The organism is Flavobacterium sp. ZT3R18 (assembly GCF_007097385.1).
In the GTDB taxonomy this organism is placed as follows: Bacteria; Bacteroidota; Bacteroidia; order Flavobacteriales; family Flavobacteriaceae; genus Flavobacterium.
The window spans coordinates 23,394-39,895 of record NZ_VJZS01000011.1; the positions used below are offsets into that span (position 1 = coordinate 23,394).

The following is a 16,502-nucleotide window of genomic DNA, read 5'->3' on the forward strand; positions in this document are numbered from 1 at the left end:
TATGTCTGCTACGCATCCATAATGTAGAATGCAGCTTCGCAAAGGTTTCAACTTGATATTAATTCTTTATTTCTTTTTATTCATTTTAACTTAATTGAAATACAAGTTGGAATATCTAACAATATCAACTTAATTAATTTTTCCAGTTGGTTATGGTGTTCCACCTACTTCAACGAATGAAAGATTACTTCAACGATAAAGATTTTCAAGTTACACTTCAACGCAATCAAAGGTTTAGCACATTTCAATTTCAACTGCTCCGCAGGAACAGAACCAACCATTTTTACCTTATCAATTTCGGCTTCATTTGAACCCGTTTTAATCAATTAATAATAGTTATTGGTATTAGTTGTTGCATATCAACTTATCTAGTCCTAAAACAGCTTAGATTAATTATACTGAACCAATATCAACTTTACATTTCAGTATTCATACAGTATCATATAAGTATAAATAGTTATACAATATGAATACACTTACTACAATCGAAACTGGTGAATTTGAAATTAAGAATTTACAACGTTACCAACCTTTTCTTGTTCAATATGAAGATGCTGGTGAAGCAATTCAAGTTGATATTGATGGTTTAGGTGCTTTTGACTTCTTTGACCCATTTTCACCCGAAATTGAGGTTGAAATACACACAAATATCAACAATTCCTTAAAGGAATACGGACAAAAAACGGGTCATAATCCCGAAAATATCGGCTATTTTTTGAAGTTTTTACCATCAAATAGGCTAGATAGGCAGCATAATGTGCCAGTAATGGGTATCAAAATCAGCATTTACTTCAAAAAACCCGTCCAGAATGCCACTTCTTATGCATTAACACCAACAATAAGGCTAATTTATTCAATTATATTGAACGAAATCTTCATTCTATCACCAAGATGTTAAAGATTAAACAGTTTCAAGCGCAATACGGGCTGCTTGCCGATGGTGTTATTGGTAAAAAGACCTTAAACAAGTTGAAAGAGGTACTTAAGATAGATAGTAATGAAGATTTAGCACATTTCCTTGGTCAAGTGGCACACGAAACAGGAAATTTTGCTTTAGATACTGAAAATCTAATGTATTCAACTATTGGTCTAACCACAACATTCAAAAAGTACTTTCCAACTCCAGAATCAACCGTTGGGTATGTTAAGCAACCAATTAAGATTGCAAGCAAGGTTTATAGTAATCGAATGGGTAATGGTGATGAAGCATCACAAGAAGGTTGGATATATAAAGGGCGTGGAGCATTACAATTAACTGGAAAAAATAACTATCAACTATTTTCAAAATATGTTAATGATGATTGTGTATCAAAACCAGAATTGGTAGCTGGTAAATACTTTTTTGAATCAGCTAAATTCTATTTTGATAATAACAATTTATGGAAGTTAACAAAAACGGTTGATGATGTAAGTATAACATCAGTATCAAAAAAAGTTAATGGTGGATTGAATGGTTTAAATGATAGAATAACCAAAACAAAAGAATTCTATCAACTTCTACAATAACGAAAAAACAAAAATATATGAATTGAGTAAATTAACTAAAAAACAAATAAGTGAACATAATATTGCACTTGAATTATTAAAGAAAGATGTATTAACATTTGATGAAAAATTGATTGTTTATGAAAAATGGAATGAATCAGCAAATTCACTTAATAGTGAAGCTGGTGCTTTTTTCACACCAATAGGATTAGCACAAGATTTTTCAATTGAAGTATATGAAGGTGCAAAGGTTGTTGATTTATGTGCTGGAATTGGTATGTTATCATTCTTTGCTTATCACTATAAAGATTGTAAAGATATTACTTGCATCGAGCTAAACCCGCAATATGTTGAAGTAGGTAAAAAATTATTACCAGAGGCAAAATGGATTTGCGGGTCAATTTTCGATTTTGAACAATTTGAACACTTTGACCAAGCAATAGGTAATCCACCATTTGGAAAAATTAAAACAGGACTATCAACGAATGATAAACTAAAATATAAAGGTGCTGAATTTGATTTGATAACAATTGAAATTGCATCATTGATTGCTGATTATGGTGTTTTTATAGTTCCGCAAATGTCAACACCATTTCGATATTCTGGAAGACCATATTTTGAAGATTTAAGAAGTGAATCAAAAGGATATAATGAAGCTGGTTTAAGTGTTCCGCAAAAGGTTAAAAAATTTATTAATGAAACTGGTTTAGATTATCAATTTAATTGTGGGATAGATTGTAATTATCATATTGATAAATGGAATGGTGTAGCACCGACAGTTGAAATAATAACATTTGATTTTAATGAAATGATAAATGAATAAAATACTAACAATACTACTAGCAATTTTGATTACAAGTTGCACAGCTAAAAAATCTACATACGAATTCAAGGAACATATCAAATATGATTCAATAAATATCCAAACGGAAAAGATAATATACCCAACGATAAAAGAAGTAGTTTATGTTGATTCACCTTGTGATTCATTAGGTAAATTAAAGCCGTTTAAGCAATCGTATTACACCAGTCAAGGCAAGATTATCATTGAAGGTAAAAACAATCGTATAACAGCTAATATTGATTTAAAAGGTACAAGTACAACAACTATTAAAGATACAAATATTCACAATGATAATGTAGCCGAAAAGAAAGATGAATTCAAAAAGGTTATAGTTCAAGATTGGCGATTGATTGTAATACTTATTATTTCAATTGTTTTAAATGTGTATTTCTTTATACCAGATATTTTTAAACGAATATTATAATTTACAAAACTTCATTTTGCTAGTATAATTATTTAATAATGTAAATAACTAATTATTAAATGATAGCAAAATATGATTTCCCAAATCACGTAAAGGGTGATACTACAAAAAATAAACAAATAACATTCGGGATTGATTTTACAGGTGCAAAAGTTGAATTACAATTTAAATCACAAATCAATTCAAAATCTTCTTTTTCTTGGTCAACAATTGACAACAGTATATTAATAACGGATGCAATAAATGGTAAAATAACATTAATCCCAAAGGTAATTGATGTTGCACCATCAACATATTTTTATGATTGTCAAGTTACATTAAGTGATGGAACAATAACAACTTACTTTGGTGGTGAAATGATAATTGAACAAGATATAACCAACTAATAAATGATACAAATAAATGAAAACAACCAAATTGTTAATATAACAGTTAGTGGTGAAAATGAAAACATAATTATTGATTTAGTTGAAAATGTTAATCAAGTTAATATTGAAATTGCTGATATTGGGGTACAAGGTCTTAAAGGTGATACTGGTGCAAAGGGTGAACAAGGTTTAAGTGGTGCAACTGGTCAACAGGGTATTCAAGGTCTTAAAGGTGATACTGGTCAAACTGGGTTGCAAGGAATACAGGGTACTAAAGGTGATACTGGTGCAAAGGGTGAACAAGGTTTGATTGGTTTGAAAGGTGAAGCTGGTAATGATGGATTGCAAGGAATTCAAGGAATACAGGGTATTCAAGGTTTCAGTGGTGCAACTGGTGCTAAAGGTGATACAGGTAATGATGGAGTACAAGGCTTAAGCGGTCAAACTGGTCTACAGGGTATTCAAGGTCTTAAAGGTGATACTGGTTTACAAGGAATACAGGGTATTCAAGGATTTAGCGGTTCAACTGGTCAAACGGGCTTGCAAGGTATCCAAGGTCTAAGTGGTTCAACTGGTGCTAAAGGAGATACAGGCGCACAAGGAATACAGGGTATTCAAGGTTTAACAGGTCTAAGCGGTGCAACTGGTCAAACTGGATTACAAGGTCTTAAAGGTGATGTTGGTAACAATCCATATATAACAGGGGGTACACATTCAGCTGGTACATCTGTATTCACAAATAATACAGGTGGTACATTTAGTGTAACTGGTTATAGTACTGGTGGTGGTAGTTCATCACCAATTGAAGTAGTAAATATTTCAAATTTATACTCAACAGCATTAAATGCTGGTAATAGTAATAGTGCTATTACTTATTCAAATTTATTTGGTTATTATGCAGGTGATGGTGCAACTGGGTCAAACAACTCTAATTTCTTTGGTCAAAATGCAGGTTCTTTTGGTTCAACTAATTGTCCTTATTCAAACTTTTTTGGGTATCAAGCTGGTGCTAGTTCAGCTAATTTATATAATTCAAATTGTTTTGGTAGAAGTGCTGGTTCGAGTGCTGGCAATTCATATTACGCAAATTTTATTGGTGATACTGCTGGTAGACAGGCAAGTAATTCATCATATTCAGTCTTTCTTGGTAGTGCTGCTGGTGATTCAGCGTCTAATTCATCAAGTTCAATTTTTATTGGTAGAAATGCTGGTGGTAGTGGTCAAGGTATTGCTAATTCAATTTTAATTGGTTATCGAGCTGGTTATAACCCTAATTTTGGTACTAATACTATTGGGAGTAATAATATTATTATTGGTACAAACATTTCATTACCAAATGCCCAAGCTAATAGTATTAACATTGGTGGTGTTTTATTCGGTACTGGAACCTATTCAAACACTTCGACAGACCCATCAATAACTGGTCAAACAAATGGTAGAATTGGTGTAAACAAAGTACAACCATCAACAGCATTACACATTTTTAGTGAAGCTGCAAATGATTCTGGTTTAAGGCTTGAAAGATTAACATCAGCATCACCAAGTTCAACAGGTCAAGCAATCGGTGTTGATGTTAATGGAAAAGTTGTTACAATAACATCTGGTGGTGGTACGGGTTCAACTTCACCATCTGGAAGTGATACACAAATTCAATTTAATAACGCTGGTGCATTTGGTGCAAATAGTGGTTTAACTTGGTCTAACACAAATCAAATACTTGGATTAAATGGAGCAAATCCAGAAATTTTAATTAATCAATCTACAACCGACCCATCAACACCATCAACTGGAAAAATGGGTATTTATACAAAAAAAGTTGGTGGTAAATTATCAATAAAAACAATTGATGATACAGGTGTAAATAATATTATTCAAAATTCATTTTTCGATACTAATATATGTATGTGGCAAAATACAAATACAAACGTTGGTTTATGGACTGGCACGGTTGGAGCTAATGCGGGAACATTTTCACTTGGATTGCCAACAACTACAAATGTATATACATCGATGAAAAGAAGTAGATATGCAAATATAGTAACAACAACTAATCAAGTTTTAGGACAAAGAAATACAGAAGCTATGTATTTTAGAGGTGGTGCAACTGGTATTGGTGGTTTCTTTTTTGGGGCAAGATTTGGTTTTGATACTTGGACAAATGGAAGTCGTTTTTTTGGTGGTATGCATACAGCAACAACCGTTATAACAGCAAATCCATCACTATTAGCAAATACAATTGGTTTTGGTGTTGATGATAGTGATAACGGTCTTATTTCATTTATAAGTCGTGATGCAACAACATTAACTAAAGTAAGTACTGGGTTAACTATTGTGAATAACAAAGGTTATGACGTATATATGTATGCAGCACCTAATGCTTCAAGTGTTAGTTGGTCAATTAAAGATTTAAATACAGGGACAGAAGTAACAGGAACAGCAACAACAAATTTACCAGTTAATACAACAATGTTAACTGCTGGTGTACTTGCAAGTAATGGAGCATTAACACCAGTTACATCAACAAATTTAGGTATAAACAAAATTTATATTGAAACAAAATATTAAAATTTAATTTTACAAAATAAACATATACAAGTACTATTATATTAAATAAATCACTCAAATTTTTATTTTGTTTTTTCATAATTATTATTAATTAAAGCCAGCCCACAAGCTGGCTTTTTTTATTTCTATCCCTAACAATAATTAGGTAGTACTTTACATCTTATCAATATATGGTACTATTCATTTATATGATAGGTACAATACACGTAACGGGAGAAATAGGAGTTGATACAACATTACTTGATGTAATCAAACAAGTTAAAGCACAATCAACAAGTGAATCATTTTTAGTTAAGATAGATTCAGTAGGTGGTTATGTTGATGCTGGAAATGATATTTACAATTATTTAAAAAATTTAAGTGTTCCAGTTACAACTTATACAACCAAAGCTTACAGCATTGCTAGTGTAATCTTTATGGCTGGTGATACTCGAATAATTCCAGAAGGTTGTGAAGGTGCTTTAATGATACACTTACCTTGGATGGAAGCAGTAGGTGATTATTCAACTTTAAATGAATACTTATCTGAATTAAAAGCAACAGAAGATTCACTTGTTAAATTTTATAGTGAAGCAATCCAAATTGATAAAGAAACAATTCACTCACTACTTAAGAGTGAAACATATTTAAACGCAACACAAGCCCTTGATTTGGGTTTTGCAACAACACTTCAAGTTGCACAAAAAGCGGTTGCAAGATTACACAATAACAAAGTAGATAAAGAAGAAAGTTTAATGAATAAACTAAATAAAAAAATTGATGCCTTAATGAATATGGTATCTGGAAAATTAAACATTAAAGCTGAATTAATCCTTCAAGATGCAACAGGTGTTGAACTTGTTTTTGCTGATTTAGAAGCAACAGAAGTTGCAAGTGTTGATGCAAAAGTAATGGTTGATGGTAAACCAGCAGAAGGTGAGTTTTTAATGCCAGATGGTTCAACAATTACGGCTGTTAAAGGTATCGTAACTGAAATTGCACCAGCAGAAGTTGAAACACCAGCAGAAGAACTAACAGATGTACCAGTTGAACCAAATGCAAAGGCTGAAATGGTTAAACAAATTGGAAAGTATGAAATGGAAGTAATCAACACAACATTTGAACTTGGTGAAGTAATGAAATACACTTATGATTCAGTTGATTATGCTGTTAGTGCAAACGAATATGAACTTGCTGATGGTAGAAGTGTTGTAACAGATGCTGATGGTGTAATTGTAGAAGTTAAAGAAGTATCAACACCAGCAGAAGCACCAGTTGAAGATGTGCCAGTTGAAAACAATTCAGAAGTTGAAAAAATGCTTGAAGTAATTGAAGCAATGGCAGCTAAACAAGTTGAAATCGAAAACAAATATTTAGCACTTGCAAAAAGTGTTGGAAGTGATTTTAAAAGTGAACAAAAAGAAAACAAAACAAATGTGAAAGCATCTTTTGATAATATGTCTGAAAATAGAGCATATCAAATCTTAAACGCAAACAGATTAAAATAACAATTAAATAAAATAAGCGGACAACAACCCGCAAAAGAAAAAAAATATAAATAAACAAATGGCTGGATATAATGTATCAGCGTTAACAGATTTCGTTAACGAACAAAACCAAGAAATTTTAAGAGCTTCTATTTTCGAAAGCAAAACTTTAGAATTATTTAAAAATAACATTCAAGTTGGAATTAAACATTCTGAGGCGTTAAACTTAATGGATATTAATCCAATGATTGCTGATGATAGTACTGGTTCAGCAGTTGATACAGGTGGAGAGGTTGTATTTACTCAAAGAATTTTAACGGTTGCACCTTCTTGTACTAGACTCTTCTTAGACCCAAAAGTCTTAACTAACAAGTGGATGAACACAAAAATGACAGCTGGTTCGGCTGATACTGATTTAGTGTTTGAAACTGAAATAATGGATGAAATCACAAAGAAATTAGCTGCTAAAAATGAAACAGCTTTATGGCAAGGTGATACAGCGTCTGGAAATCCAGACCTAAACCGTTTTGATGGTTATAACAAAATAATTGATAGTGCTACTGGTGTAACTATTGTTACAGCTGCAACTTTTACAGTTGCAAATGCAATGACTAATATTGATGCACTTTATGCTGCTATTCCAACAAGTATATTAAATAAAGAAGATATGGGAATCTTTATGTCTTGGGATTATTTTAGATACTATACAACTGCATTGCGTGCAGCTAACTTATTCCATTATGGTGTAGATGCTGTTAACGGTGAATTGGTTGTGCCTGGAACTAATGTAAAAATTTATGCTTTAAATGGTTTAAATGGTTCAAAACGTGTACACGCTGGTAGAATTCCTAATTATAGAATTGGTACAGATTTACTTACTGATGCTGATAATGCATCAGCTGTATATCTTGATACAATTGAAAAAGTTAAAATCAAAGTTGCATACAAATTAGGTGTACAGGTTGCAAGACCAAATGAATTAATTGTATTAAAAATATCTTAATCATAATAGATAAAAATATTAAGTAATGGGTGTTGTAATAAACACCCAAAGCTTTAAAAAAATAACATAAAAGAAAAAAATATATAATATAATATGGCAGATTTATGTAATCGCTTATCAGCAAACATTAGTTATGATTGTACAACTGCACACCGTGCAATTGGTGGTCTTGATGGTGGTAAAGCGGTATTAATCAATAAAAGTGATATTGACTTAACAGCACTTACACAATCGGGTGCAACAGTAACCAATTTAACTCTTAAAAGCGGGTCAAAAGGTTATGAAATCGGTTGGATTAAACAATTAGGTAACACAGCAACTGAATTTAGTGTAAATGATGGATTAGATACTTTCAATCATTCATTTGCTTGTAGAGTTTTTGGACAATCAGCAACAGATGCTGAAAGAATTAAAGAATTATCAAGTGGTGAATTTGTATTAGTAGTAGCAACAAAATTTGCTGGTGCTGGTAATGTAGATAAATACAAAGTTTTTGGAATTGAAAACGGATTAAGAATGTCAGAAGGTTCAGCAAGTTCACTTGAAAATGATGGTTCATTCTTATTTAAAATTGGAAGTGTTGAAAACTTCGGTGAAACATATCCATTCAACGTTTATTTAGAAGGTACTTATGCAGCAAGTAAAACAAAATATGACGCTTTGTTTTTAGGAGCGTAACAACTTTACAAAAGTAGATTAAAATAGTATAATTAAAAGGTAGATAGATATAAAAGCTATCTACCTTTTTTTATTTAAAAAGACAAAAATATGAATATAGATAGATTAAAAGAATTACTTCAAATACCATTCGATGAACTTTCAAGTAATGCAAAATTAAAGAATGAAGTGACTGATTTTTACAAAGTAGTTTTCAATGTAAAAGTATGTACAAGCTGTAAAGATAAATTTTCAGAATACTACAAAAAGTTAATTGATAGTGGTATCACAAAAGATGTTGAAGTGTTAGATAATGAAATTGCAAATAATTTCAAATTAAGAAATGATTTAGGAGTATCAAAAATAACATTTGATAATGGTCAATTTATTAGCCAAAACGAATGTGATGATGATGTTGCAATTGGCTTTTTACAAGCTAATCCAAACAGAATATCAATGTTTGAAAAATATCCAGAAAATTGGAAAGAATTGATTGAAAATAACGAAACAGAAAATGAATATGAATAATGAAAATAAAGTTAGTTGATGTTGATAATAGATTATCGATAAAATACAATACTGTAGATGGAATATTCAACTGGGGTTTAGATAACTGTTATCCACAATTAGTTAAATCGTTAATTAATTCATCAGTAACAGCAAAACAATGTGTTGATTTAAATGCAAAATACATATACGGTAAAGGTTTTGAATTTACTCAAAATGTACCAGATAAAAATACTCTTATAATCAACAAAAAAGGTCTTAATGTTAATCAATTACTAAGAATTGTATCAAGGGAATTTAGCGAGCAAAACAACATCTTTTTACACATCAATTTTAATGCACTTTATGAAGTAACTAGTGTTGATTTAATCACAAGTGAAGATGGAAGAATTGGTAAAGCTGATTCAACTGGTTACGCTGGTAAGTATATAGTGTATGACAACTGGGATAAATCAAAAGGTAAAAAGATTGAAAAAAAGGACTTTAATATAATTGATAAATTCAATCCAAATCCTAAAGTAATTGAATCACAAGTTGAATTTTCTGGTGGTTGGAACAAGTACAAAGGGCAAATATTACACATTACAGCTGATTTTAATGAATTGTATTCTTTAAGTGATGTTGATAGTGTTCTTTATGATGCTGATTCTGAATTTCAAGCTGCATTATTTAAAAATAGTGGTTTACGTAAAGGATTTTTTGGTGCAAAATTATTTGTAACAAAACCATTTCAAAATGATAGTGAAAGACGAGATTTTGAAGCTACAATCAAAGATTTAAAAGGTTCAGAAAATTCAAGTGGTGTTTTGCTTTTAGAAGCAAATCTTGAAAGTGATAATCTAGCTGAACACATACTTATTCAAAACATTGATTCAAATATTGATGATAAAAAGTTTGAAAGTACTGAACAATCAACAGCAAAAAATATTCGTAAAGCTTTTGGTGTTCCTTCAATCTTAATTGAAGATTCAGATAACAGCATTTTTGGTAATAGCGGTGAATTATTGATTCAAGCTAAACAAATGCATTGGGAAAATAAAGAAGAAGAAAGAAATATCATTACTGATGCTTTCCAATTATTGTTTTCAAAATTCCATCAACCAATCAACCCTTCAAATGATTGGACAATAACACCGATAATTCAAAAACAGCAACCGATAAATGAATAATATATTAACACCAACACAATTACAAGCTTATAAAGATATTGGTAATAAGATTGATGAAAAAAAGATTAATCCAATTATTGAACAAGCCCAAATAACTGAATTAAAAGTAAATTTAGGTGATAGGTTTTATTTTGATTTGTTAAACAACTTAACCAATCCAACCTATCAACCTTTGTTAGATGGTTGTGATTTCAATTACTTCGGTGTTAACTATCATCAAGACGGAATTAAAGCACTTTTAAGTGATTATTTTATGTCTAAGTATGTACTACAAATCAATACCAATTTTACACCATTTGGAGCGACTACAAAGACACCACAAGATGGTGAAATAGCTGATAGAAATTCACTTAAAGATATAAGTACACAGCAATTACAACTTGCTGGAGCAAGATGGGAAATAATCAAGATGTATTTGAATGTAAGTACATCAACATTCCCAAATTGGCATAATAACGTATATGGTTCAGATTCAACTGATGTTGAAAGAACATTTAGATTTAGAAAAATTTAATGAAAATATTTCAAACAATTGATTCAAAAACATTTCGATATAATGGATTAAAATATATCAAAAACTTTATAATTATACCTCACGGCTTAAACAATATAAGCGTTTATAATGCTTATGATAATCGCTTTCAATTGATGTCATCAACACATTATAGTGATGTACAAGTAAATGGTATTGTATATACTTCACAAATTGCTTTGATTGATGTGTTAGCGCCTATTTTGTTTTTAAAAGGTGGTGTAGGTGGCGATGTTGAATCTGTAAACGGTAAAACAGGCGTTGTTATTATTAATAAAGCTGATATAGGTCTTGGTAATGTTGATAATACAAGTGATGCAAACAAACCAGTTAGTACTGCACAACAAATTGCAATTAATGCTGGTGGTGTATGGTCAGCTGGTACAGGAACTAATGCAATCAAAATAAAAAACAATCAAAATGATGCAAGTGGTAATTATTCACTTGCTGCTGGTTATCAAACAATAGCATCTGGTACTTATTCATATTCAGAAGGTTATCAAACGCAAGCTACAGGATATACATCACACGCAGAAGGTGAACTAACAAAAGCATTTGGTTCAAACTCACACGCTGAAGGATTAAATACACAAGCAACTGGAGGTATATCACACGCAGAAGGTGTTGGTACAATAGCAAGTGGTGGTGCATCACACGCACAAGGTGACCAAACAAAAGCAACGGGAACAAATGCACACGCAGAAGGTTTTAAGACACTTGCATCTGGTAATTATTCACACGCCCAAGGTAACCAAACTAGTGCTACAACTAACTACGCAACAGCACAAGGTATATTTTCACAAGCTAATGGTGAATCAAGTTTTGCAAGTGGAACTCGTGCAATAGCAAATGGTAACTTTTCATTTGTTCACGGTTCAGCTTCAACCGCTACAGCTGATAATACTATTGTATTAGGTGCTAGAATAACTGGTACAACAGCTAATACCACATTTGTTGATGGGTTAAACATCAAAAGTGTACCAGCTGGTTCATCAGTAAACAATCTTGGTATTGATTCAACTGGTAAAGTTGTAATTGCTGTAATTAATAAAAATGATATAGGTCTAGGTAATGTTGATAACACTAGTGATATAAATAAACCAATTAGTAACCCAACACAAGTTGCATTGAATTTAAAAGCAAATATTGCAAGTCCAGTATTTTCTTGGTTTGCTGGAATTGATGCTACAATACTTTCACCATCAACTGCATTTACAATCACAAATGATGGAACAGTTACTACTTCAATTCAAAAAAATGGTTTTATAAAAGCTTCAAGATTTGAACTTTTTGGTGGAACTGCTAACCAATTCCTAATGGCAAATGGTTCAACACTTACAGCTAACTTCTTAACTGAAAATAATCACGTTCCACAAGCTATTGCCAGATTTGGTTCAGCAACTGGAACTATTGAGCAGTCAATGATTTATGAATCAGCTGGTTTAGTTTTAATTGGTGCGAATGGAACTTATGATGCTGATGTTAAATTAGAAATAACTACAGGTAAAGTAAAAGCAGCAGGTTTTAAAATCCCAAGTGGTACTTCATCACAATATTTAATGGCTGATGGTTCTGTTACAACTAGTTCTGGTGGTAGTTCATATTGGAGTGCTGGAACTGGGACTAATGCTATTGTTATGATTAATTCTACTAATCGAGCAACTGCTACAGGTGCATTAGCTGAAGGTCAAAATGCTGTTGCTAGTGGTTTTTCAAGTCACGCTGAAGGGCAAAGTACAGTAGCTGGTGGGAATGCTAGTCACGCTGAAGGTGGTAGTACTAAGGCTCTTGGTGATAGTAGTCACGCTGAAGGTAGTAATACAATTGCTAGTGGAGGTTTTGGTTCTCACGCAGAAGGTAGTGCTACCCAAGCAATTGGAAATGCATCACACGCACAAGGTGATACTTCAATCGCTAGTGGTCCTGTTTCATTCGCTAGTGGTATTTCATCAAAGGCATTAGGTAGTGCTTCATTTGTACACGGTAATAATTCACAAGCAAATAGTGCCAATACAATAGTGTTTGGATTAAATATAACTGGTACAACAGCAAATACAACATTCGTTGATAGATTATCAATTAAGACATATGGTGCTTATGCAAATGATGCAGCAGCTGATGCAGATTCATTATTACCTTCTGGTGGTTTATATACACTTACTGGTAGTAGAGTTGTATATCGAAAACCATAAAATACAATAACAATAAAGCAAATTAACATTTCAAAAACACATTGAAAACCCTTTTAATAATACTAGCAATCTTCACAACCTTCTTTACTCCAATAAAAGGGTTAATCTTAATAATGATACTTTTTATCTTAAGTGATACAGCACTTGGAATATACACATCAATCAAACTTGGTGGGGTGGAATCATTCAAATCACATAAGTTATTTAATATAGTTGTTAAGTCATTCTTTTATTTAACAACTATCATAATGGCTTTCCTAATTGATAAATTTATACTTGGTGGATTACTATTTGGTATAACACATTTACTTGCAAAAGTAATGACAGCATTCTGGATTTATATTGAAATTAAATCACTTGATGAATCAAGTATGAAACTAGGAAACAAATCTTTTTGGGTTTTATTTAAAGAATTTATTGATAAACTTAAATCACTTAAAAAGGATTTAAACGAAATAATTGAAGATAAAAAAGAATAATAAGAAGCTACCAAATAGGTAGCTTTTTTATTTGACTTTACAAACAACCGTAACAATAGTATAATTGAAATATAAACAATTATAACTATGAATAATGAATTAGAAAAAAGAGGGGCTGGAAGACCGTTTAAAATGCAATATTGGGTTGCTGAACTTAATACAGTATTATGTGATGAAGATATACTTTTCTTAACAGATAAAGACCTTGTTTTTTTGGTTAATAAAAATTTACCAGATGAAAATAAAATAAGTGAATCAACTTTTGAAAAATGGAAAGCTGGAAAGTTTCACCCAAATGAAGAAATTGGAAAAGAATTTATAGGAATGATTCATTTAGCATTGATAAGACAAAAACAAATGCTTGCAAAAAAGATGATGGATGATACAACGGGTCAATGGACACGTTACGCTTGGATAATGGAACGCAAATTTGTTGAATGGAATCTTAAACACATTTCAGAAAATATTAATAAGAATGAACAAGCAACTGTAATACAAATCACAGCTGGAAGTGAAGAACAAAGAAAGCTTATTGATAATCTTATTAATGCTGATTATGAAGAAGTAAAACCAATTCAATTGCCAAAACCAAAAGATGTTAATTATTTAACTGATAACGAAAAAGAAGATGAAATTGGATTTTAATGATTACACCAAGCAAAGCATTTACAAAAATTGCAGCATTGAAACAACCTATAAGAGTTGTACAAGGTGGTACATCGGCTGGTAAAACATATTCAATACTTCATTACCTAATTCTTTATGCACTTAAACGTGAAGTGTTGATAAGCGTAGTTGCTGAATCGATACCAGTACTTAAGCGTGGAGCATACAAAGATTTTCAAGACATAATTGTCAAATTGGGTTTGTATGATGAAAAGAATCACAATAAAACAGATAGAACATATCAACTGAATAAATCAACATTTGAATTCTTTTCAGCTGATGATTCAACAAAATTAAGAGGTTCACGAAGAGATATTTTATTTATCAACGAAGCAAATAATGTAAGTTTTGAAGCTTTTCAAGAATTAAATGTTAGAACAAAACAATTCACATTTTTAGATTACAATCCATCAGCACCATTTTATGCACATACTGAATTGATTGGTAATGATGGAGTTGATTTTTTGATTCTAACATACAAAGACAATGAGTTTTTAGATAAGAAAATTGTAACTGAAATCGAAAGTTGGGAAGTAAAAGCAACAACAAGTGATTATTGGGCTAATAGATGGAAAGTAATGGGATTGGGTCAACTTGGTATTCAATCTGGCGCAATACTAACAGATTGGAAAGAAATTGATTCACTACCAGAAAATGCAGAGCTATTAGGTTCTGGACTTGATTTTGGTTTCACAAATGACCCATCAGCATTAGTAAGTGTATATCGTTACAATGGTGAAATAATAGTTGATGAAGTTATTTATCAAAAAGGATTATTAAACAGTCAACTATCAGCACTCATAAAATCCAGTAATGCAAAAAATGGGGTTATATATGCTGATTCTGCTGAACCAAAATCAATTGCTGAATTGAAGTACTACGGCTTAACGGTGTTGCCAGTTGTTAAAGGTAAAGATTCAATCAATTACGGTATTCAGTTAATCCAAGAACAACCATTTAGAGTTACCAGCAGAAGTATCAACCTTATAAAAGAACTTCAAAATTATGTTTGGATGAAAGATAAAGAAGGTAATCAAACATCAATACCAATTGATACTTATAATCATATTATTGATGCATTAAGGTATTTTTTCTTAATGAAGTTCAGTAAAAAAAGTACACACTTCAACTTGAAATGGAAAAGATAATTAATTATAAAGTATATCAATTCTTTCAATTGAAAGATAAAAAACTAGTACAAGAATATTTAGTGATTTTAGACCTTTTAAAGCCATTAAAAGAAATAAATAACCCAATGTATCAATGGTACAAAAGGAACTCTAAAAAGCTTCAAATAACACCAGTAAAGCAATTAACATTTGGTGAAGTAACAACAATAAGAGACAATTTTAATGTAGGTTCAATTGATTCAATAATTGAATCAATCAAGTTAGTAACTGGATTAAAAGATAAACACATATTAAACTTTACAATAACTGATTTCTACGGTATTATTTCTAATATAAAAAGTGAGTTAATCGAAATAACTAATATGGAAATAAATGAGTTAACAGATGATTCATTTGATATAAATGTTGAATCGGTTAATGCCAAACAAAGAATGTCAAAGTTTAAAGAATTAAATGTAATTGATTCATTAGCCAAAGAAGATGTGCTTCGATGGAATGAAATAGAAAAGTTACCATACTTGGTTGTATTTACCAAGTTAAGAATGGATAACGAAAAGAATAAGATTCAGAAAGAAATATCTGAGTTAGAAAGAAAACAACAACTAAAATAATGCTATATGATTTTTTAAAAAATGTATCAATCAATAATGATTGGGTCTTTGAGTATTCAAGAAGTGATTATCAAAATTTATACGGTGGAATGGATAACGGAAAGGTTCATTTATTCGTTGACCCAATTACAATTGATAGTTCATTTTCAGATTCTGGATACGAAACAAAAACTTATACTGGAAAATATATGTTGCTTGTTTCAAGTGATATTGATGAAGGGTATAAAGATAAATTTGACAACAACATAAGACCATTAATAACCAATTCAAACCAATTTGTTAAAGATTCAATTCTTTGTTCAGATTATCAAATTAACAAGTTTCAAACAATGGAAGTAATTAACCTTTTTGATTTTAATCTTGATGGTGTTCTTGTCACTTATAGTATTACAATAACTAAATAA

18 protein-coding genes are annotated in these 16,502 nt (G+C 31.1%); all 18 read left to right on the plus strand.

Annotated features, from left to right (window positions below):
* Positions 1–466 precede the first annotated feature (466 nt).
* The 18 genes from FNW52_RS12435 (at position 467) to FNW52_RS12520 (ending at position 16,502) form a co-directional block, all read left to right on the plus strand.
* Complete coding sequence (locus tag FNW52_RS12435) at positions 467–898, plus strand: hypothetical protein (RefSeq protein WP_143377797.1); 432 nt, start codon at positions 467–469, stop codon at positions 896–898.
* Positions 892–1,506 (plus strand): glycoside hydrolase family 19 protein, encoded by a 615-nt coding sequence (locus FNW52_RS12440; protein ID WP_143377798.1) that lies wholly within the window; start codon positions 892–894, stop codon positions 1,504–1,506. The genes FNW52_RS12435 and FNW52_RS12440 overlap by 7 nt, the downstream gene beginning before the upstream one ends.
* Positions 1,507–1,528: 22 nt before the next feature.
* Positions 1,529–2,308: a methyltransferase gene (locus FNW52_RS12445; RefSeq protein ID WP_221933396.1), complete on the plus strand. Its 780-nt coding sequence runs from the start codon at positions 1,529–1,531 to the stop codon at positions 2,306–2,308.
* Positions 2,301–2,753 carry a hypothetical protein gene (locus FNW52_RS12450; protein WP_143377799.1) on the plus strand — a complete coding sequence of 151 codons (453 nt, stop codon included), beginning with the start codon at positions 2,301–2,303 and terminating at the stop codon, positions 2,751–2,753. The genes FNW52_RS12445 and FNW52_RS12450 overlap by 8 nt, the downstream gene beginning before the upstream one ends.
* A 59-nt stretch (positions 2,754–2,812) precedes the next feature.
* On the plus strand, positions 2,813–3,139 hold the full coding sequence (locus FNW52_RS12455; protein ID WP_143377800.1) for a hypothetical protein: 327 nt from the start codon (positions 2,813–2,815) through the stop codon (positions 3,137–3,139).
* 3 nt (positions 3,140–3,142) lie between these two features.
* Positions 3,143–5,686 carry an S-layer family protein gene (locus FNW52_RS12460; RefSeq protein ID WP_143377801.1) on the plus strand — a complete coding sequence of 848 codons (2,544 nt, stop codon included), beginning with the start codon at positions 3,143–3,145 and terminating at the stop codon, positions 5,684–5,686.
* Between the two features lie 170 nt (positions 5,687–5,856).
* A complete protein-coding gene (locus tag FNW52_RS12465) occupies positions 5,857–7,173 on the plus strand; it encodes an ATP-dependent Clp protease proteolytic subunit (protein ID WP_143377802.1) in 1,317 nt (438 codons plus the stop codon).
* A 58-nt stretch (positions 7,174–7,231) separates the two neighbouring features.
* Complete coding sequence (locus FNW52_RS12470) at positions 7,232–8,155, plus strand: hypothetical protein (protein ID WP_143377803.1); 924 nt, start codon at positions 7,232–7,234, stop codon at positions 8,153–8,155.
* Positions 8,156–8,248: 93 nt separating this feature from the next.
* Positions 8,249–8,833: a hypothetical protein gene (locus FNW52_RS12475; RefSeq protein WP_143377804.1), complete on the plus strand. Its 585-nt coding sequence runs from the start codon at positions 8,249–8,251 to the stop codon at positions 8,831–8,833.
* Positions 8,834–8,923: 90 nt separating this feature from the next.
* Complete coding sequence (locus tag FNW52_RS12480; protein ID WP_143377805.1) at positions 8,924–9,340, plus strand: hypothetical protein; 417 nt, start codon at positions 8,924–8,926, stop codon at positions 9,338–9,340.
* Positions 9,340–10,488 carry a phage portal protein gene (locus FNW52_RS12485; RefSeq protein WP_143377806.1) on the plus strand — a complete coding sequence of 383 codons (1,149 nt, stop codon included), beginning with the start codon at positions 9,340–9,342 and terminating at the stop codon, positions 10,486–10,488. The genes FNW52_RS12480 and FNW52_RS12485 overlap by 1 nt, the downstream gene beginning before the upstream one ends.
* Positions 10,481–11,002, plus strand: coding sequence for a hypothetical protein (locus FNW52_RS12490; RefSeq protein ID WP_143377807.1), 522 nt, complete (start codon positions 10,481–10,483; stop codon positions 11,000–11,002). Before FNW52_RS12485 ends, FNW52_RS12490 begins: the two co-directional genes overlap by 8 nt.
* Positions 11,002–13,212: a hypothetical protein gene (locus FNW52_RS12495; protein WP_143377808.1), complete on the plus strand. Its 2,211-nt coding sequence runs from the start codon at positions 11,002–11,004 to the stop codon at positions 13,210–13,212. The genes FNW52_RS12490 and FNW52_RS12495 overlap by 1 nt, the downstream gene beginning before the upstream one ends.
* 41 nt (positions 13,213–13,253) lie before the next feature.
* Complete coding sequence (locus FNW52_RS12500) at positions 13,254–13,691, plus strand: phage holin family protein (protein WP_143377809.1); 438 nt, start codon at positions 13,254–13,256, stop codon at positions 13,689–13,691.
* An 87-nt stretch (positions 13,692–13,778) separates the two neighbouring features.
* Positions 13,779–14,336 (plus strand): hypothetical protein, encoded by a 558-nt coding sequence (locus FNW52_RS12505; protein WP_143377810.1) that lies wholly within the window; start codon positions 13,779–13,781, stop codon positions 14,334–14,336.
* Complete coding sequence (locus FNW52_RS12510; protein WP_143377811.1) at positions 14,336–15,505, plus strand: PBSX family phage terminase large subunit; 1,170 nt, start codon at positions 14,336–14,338, stop codon at positions 15,503–15,505. The genes FNW52_RS12505 and FNW52_RS12510 overlap by 1 nt, the downstream gene beginning before the upstream one ends.
* On the plus strand, positions 15,493–16,098 hold the full coding sequence (locus tag FNW52_RS12515) for a hypothetical protein (RefSeq protein WP_143377812.1): 606 nt from the start codon (positions 15,493–15,495) through the stop codon (positions 16,096–16,098). Before FNW52_RS12510 ends, FNW52_RS12515 begins: the two co-directional genes overlap by 13 nt.
* A gap of 89 nt (positions 16,099–16,187) precedes the next feature.
* Positions 16,188–16,502 (plus strand): hypothetical protein, encoded by a 315-nt coding sequence (locus tag FNW52_RS12520; RefSeq protein ID WP_143377813.1) that lies wholly within the window; start codon positions 16,188–16,190, stop codon positions 16,500–16,502.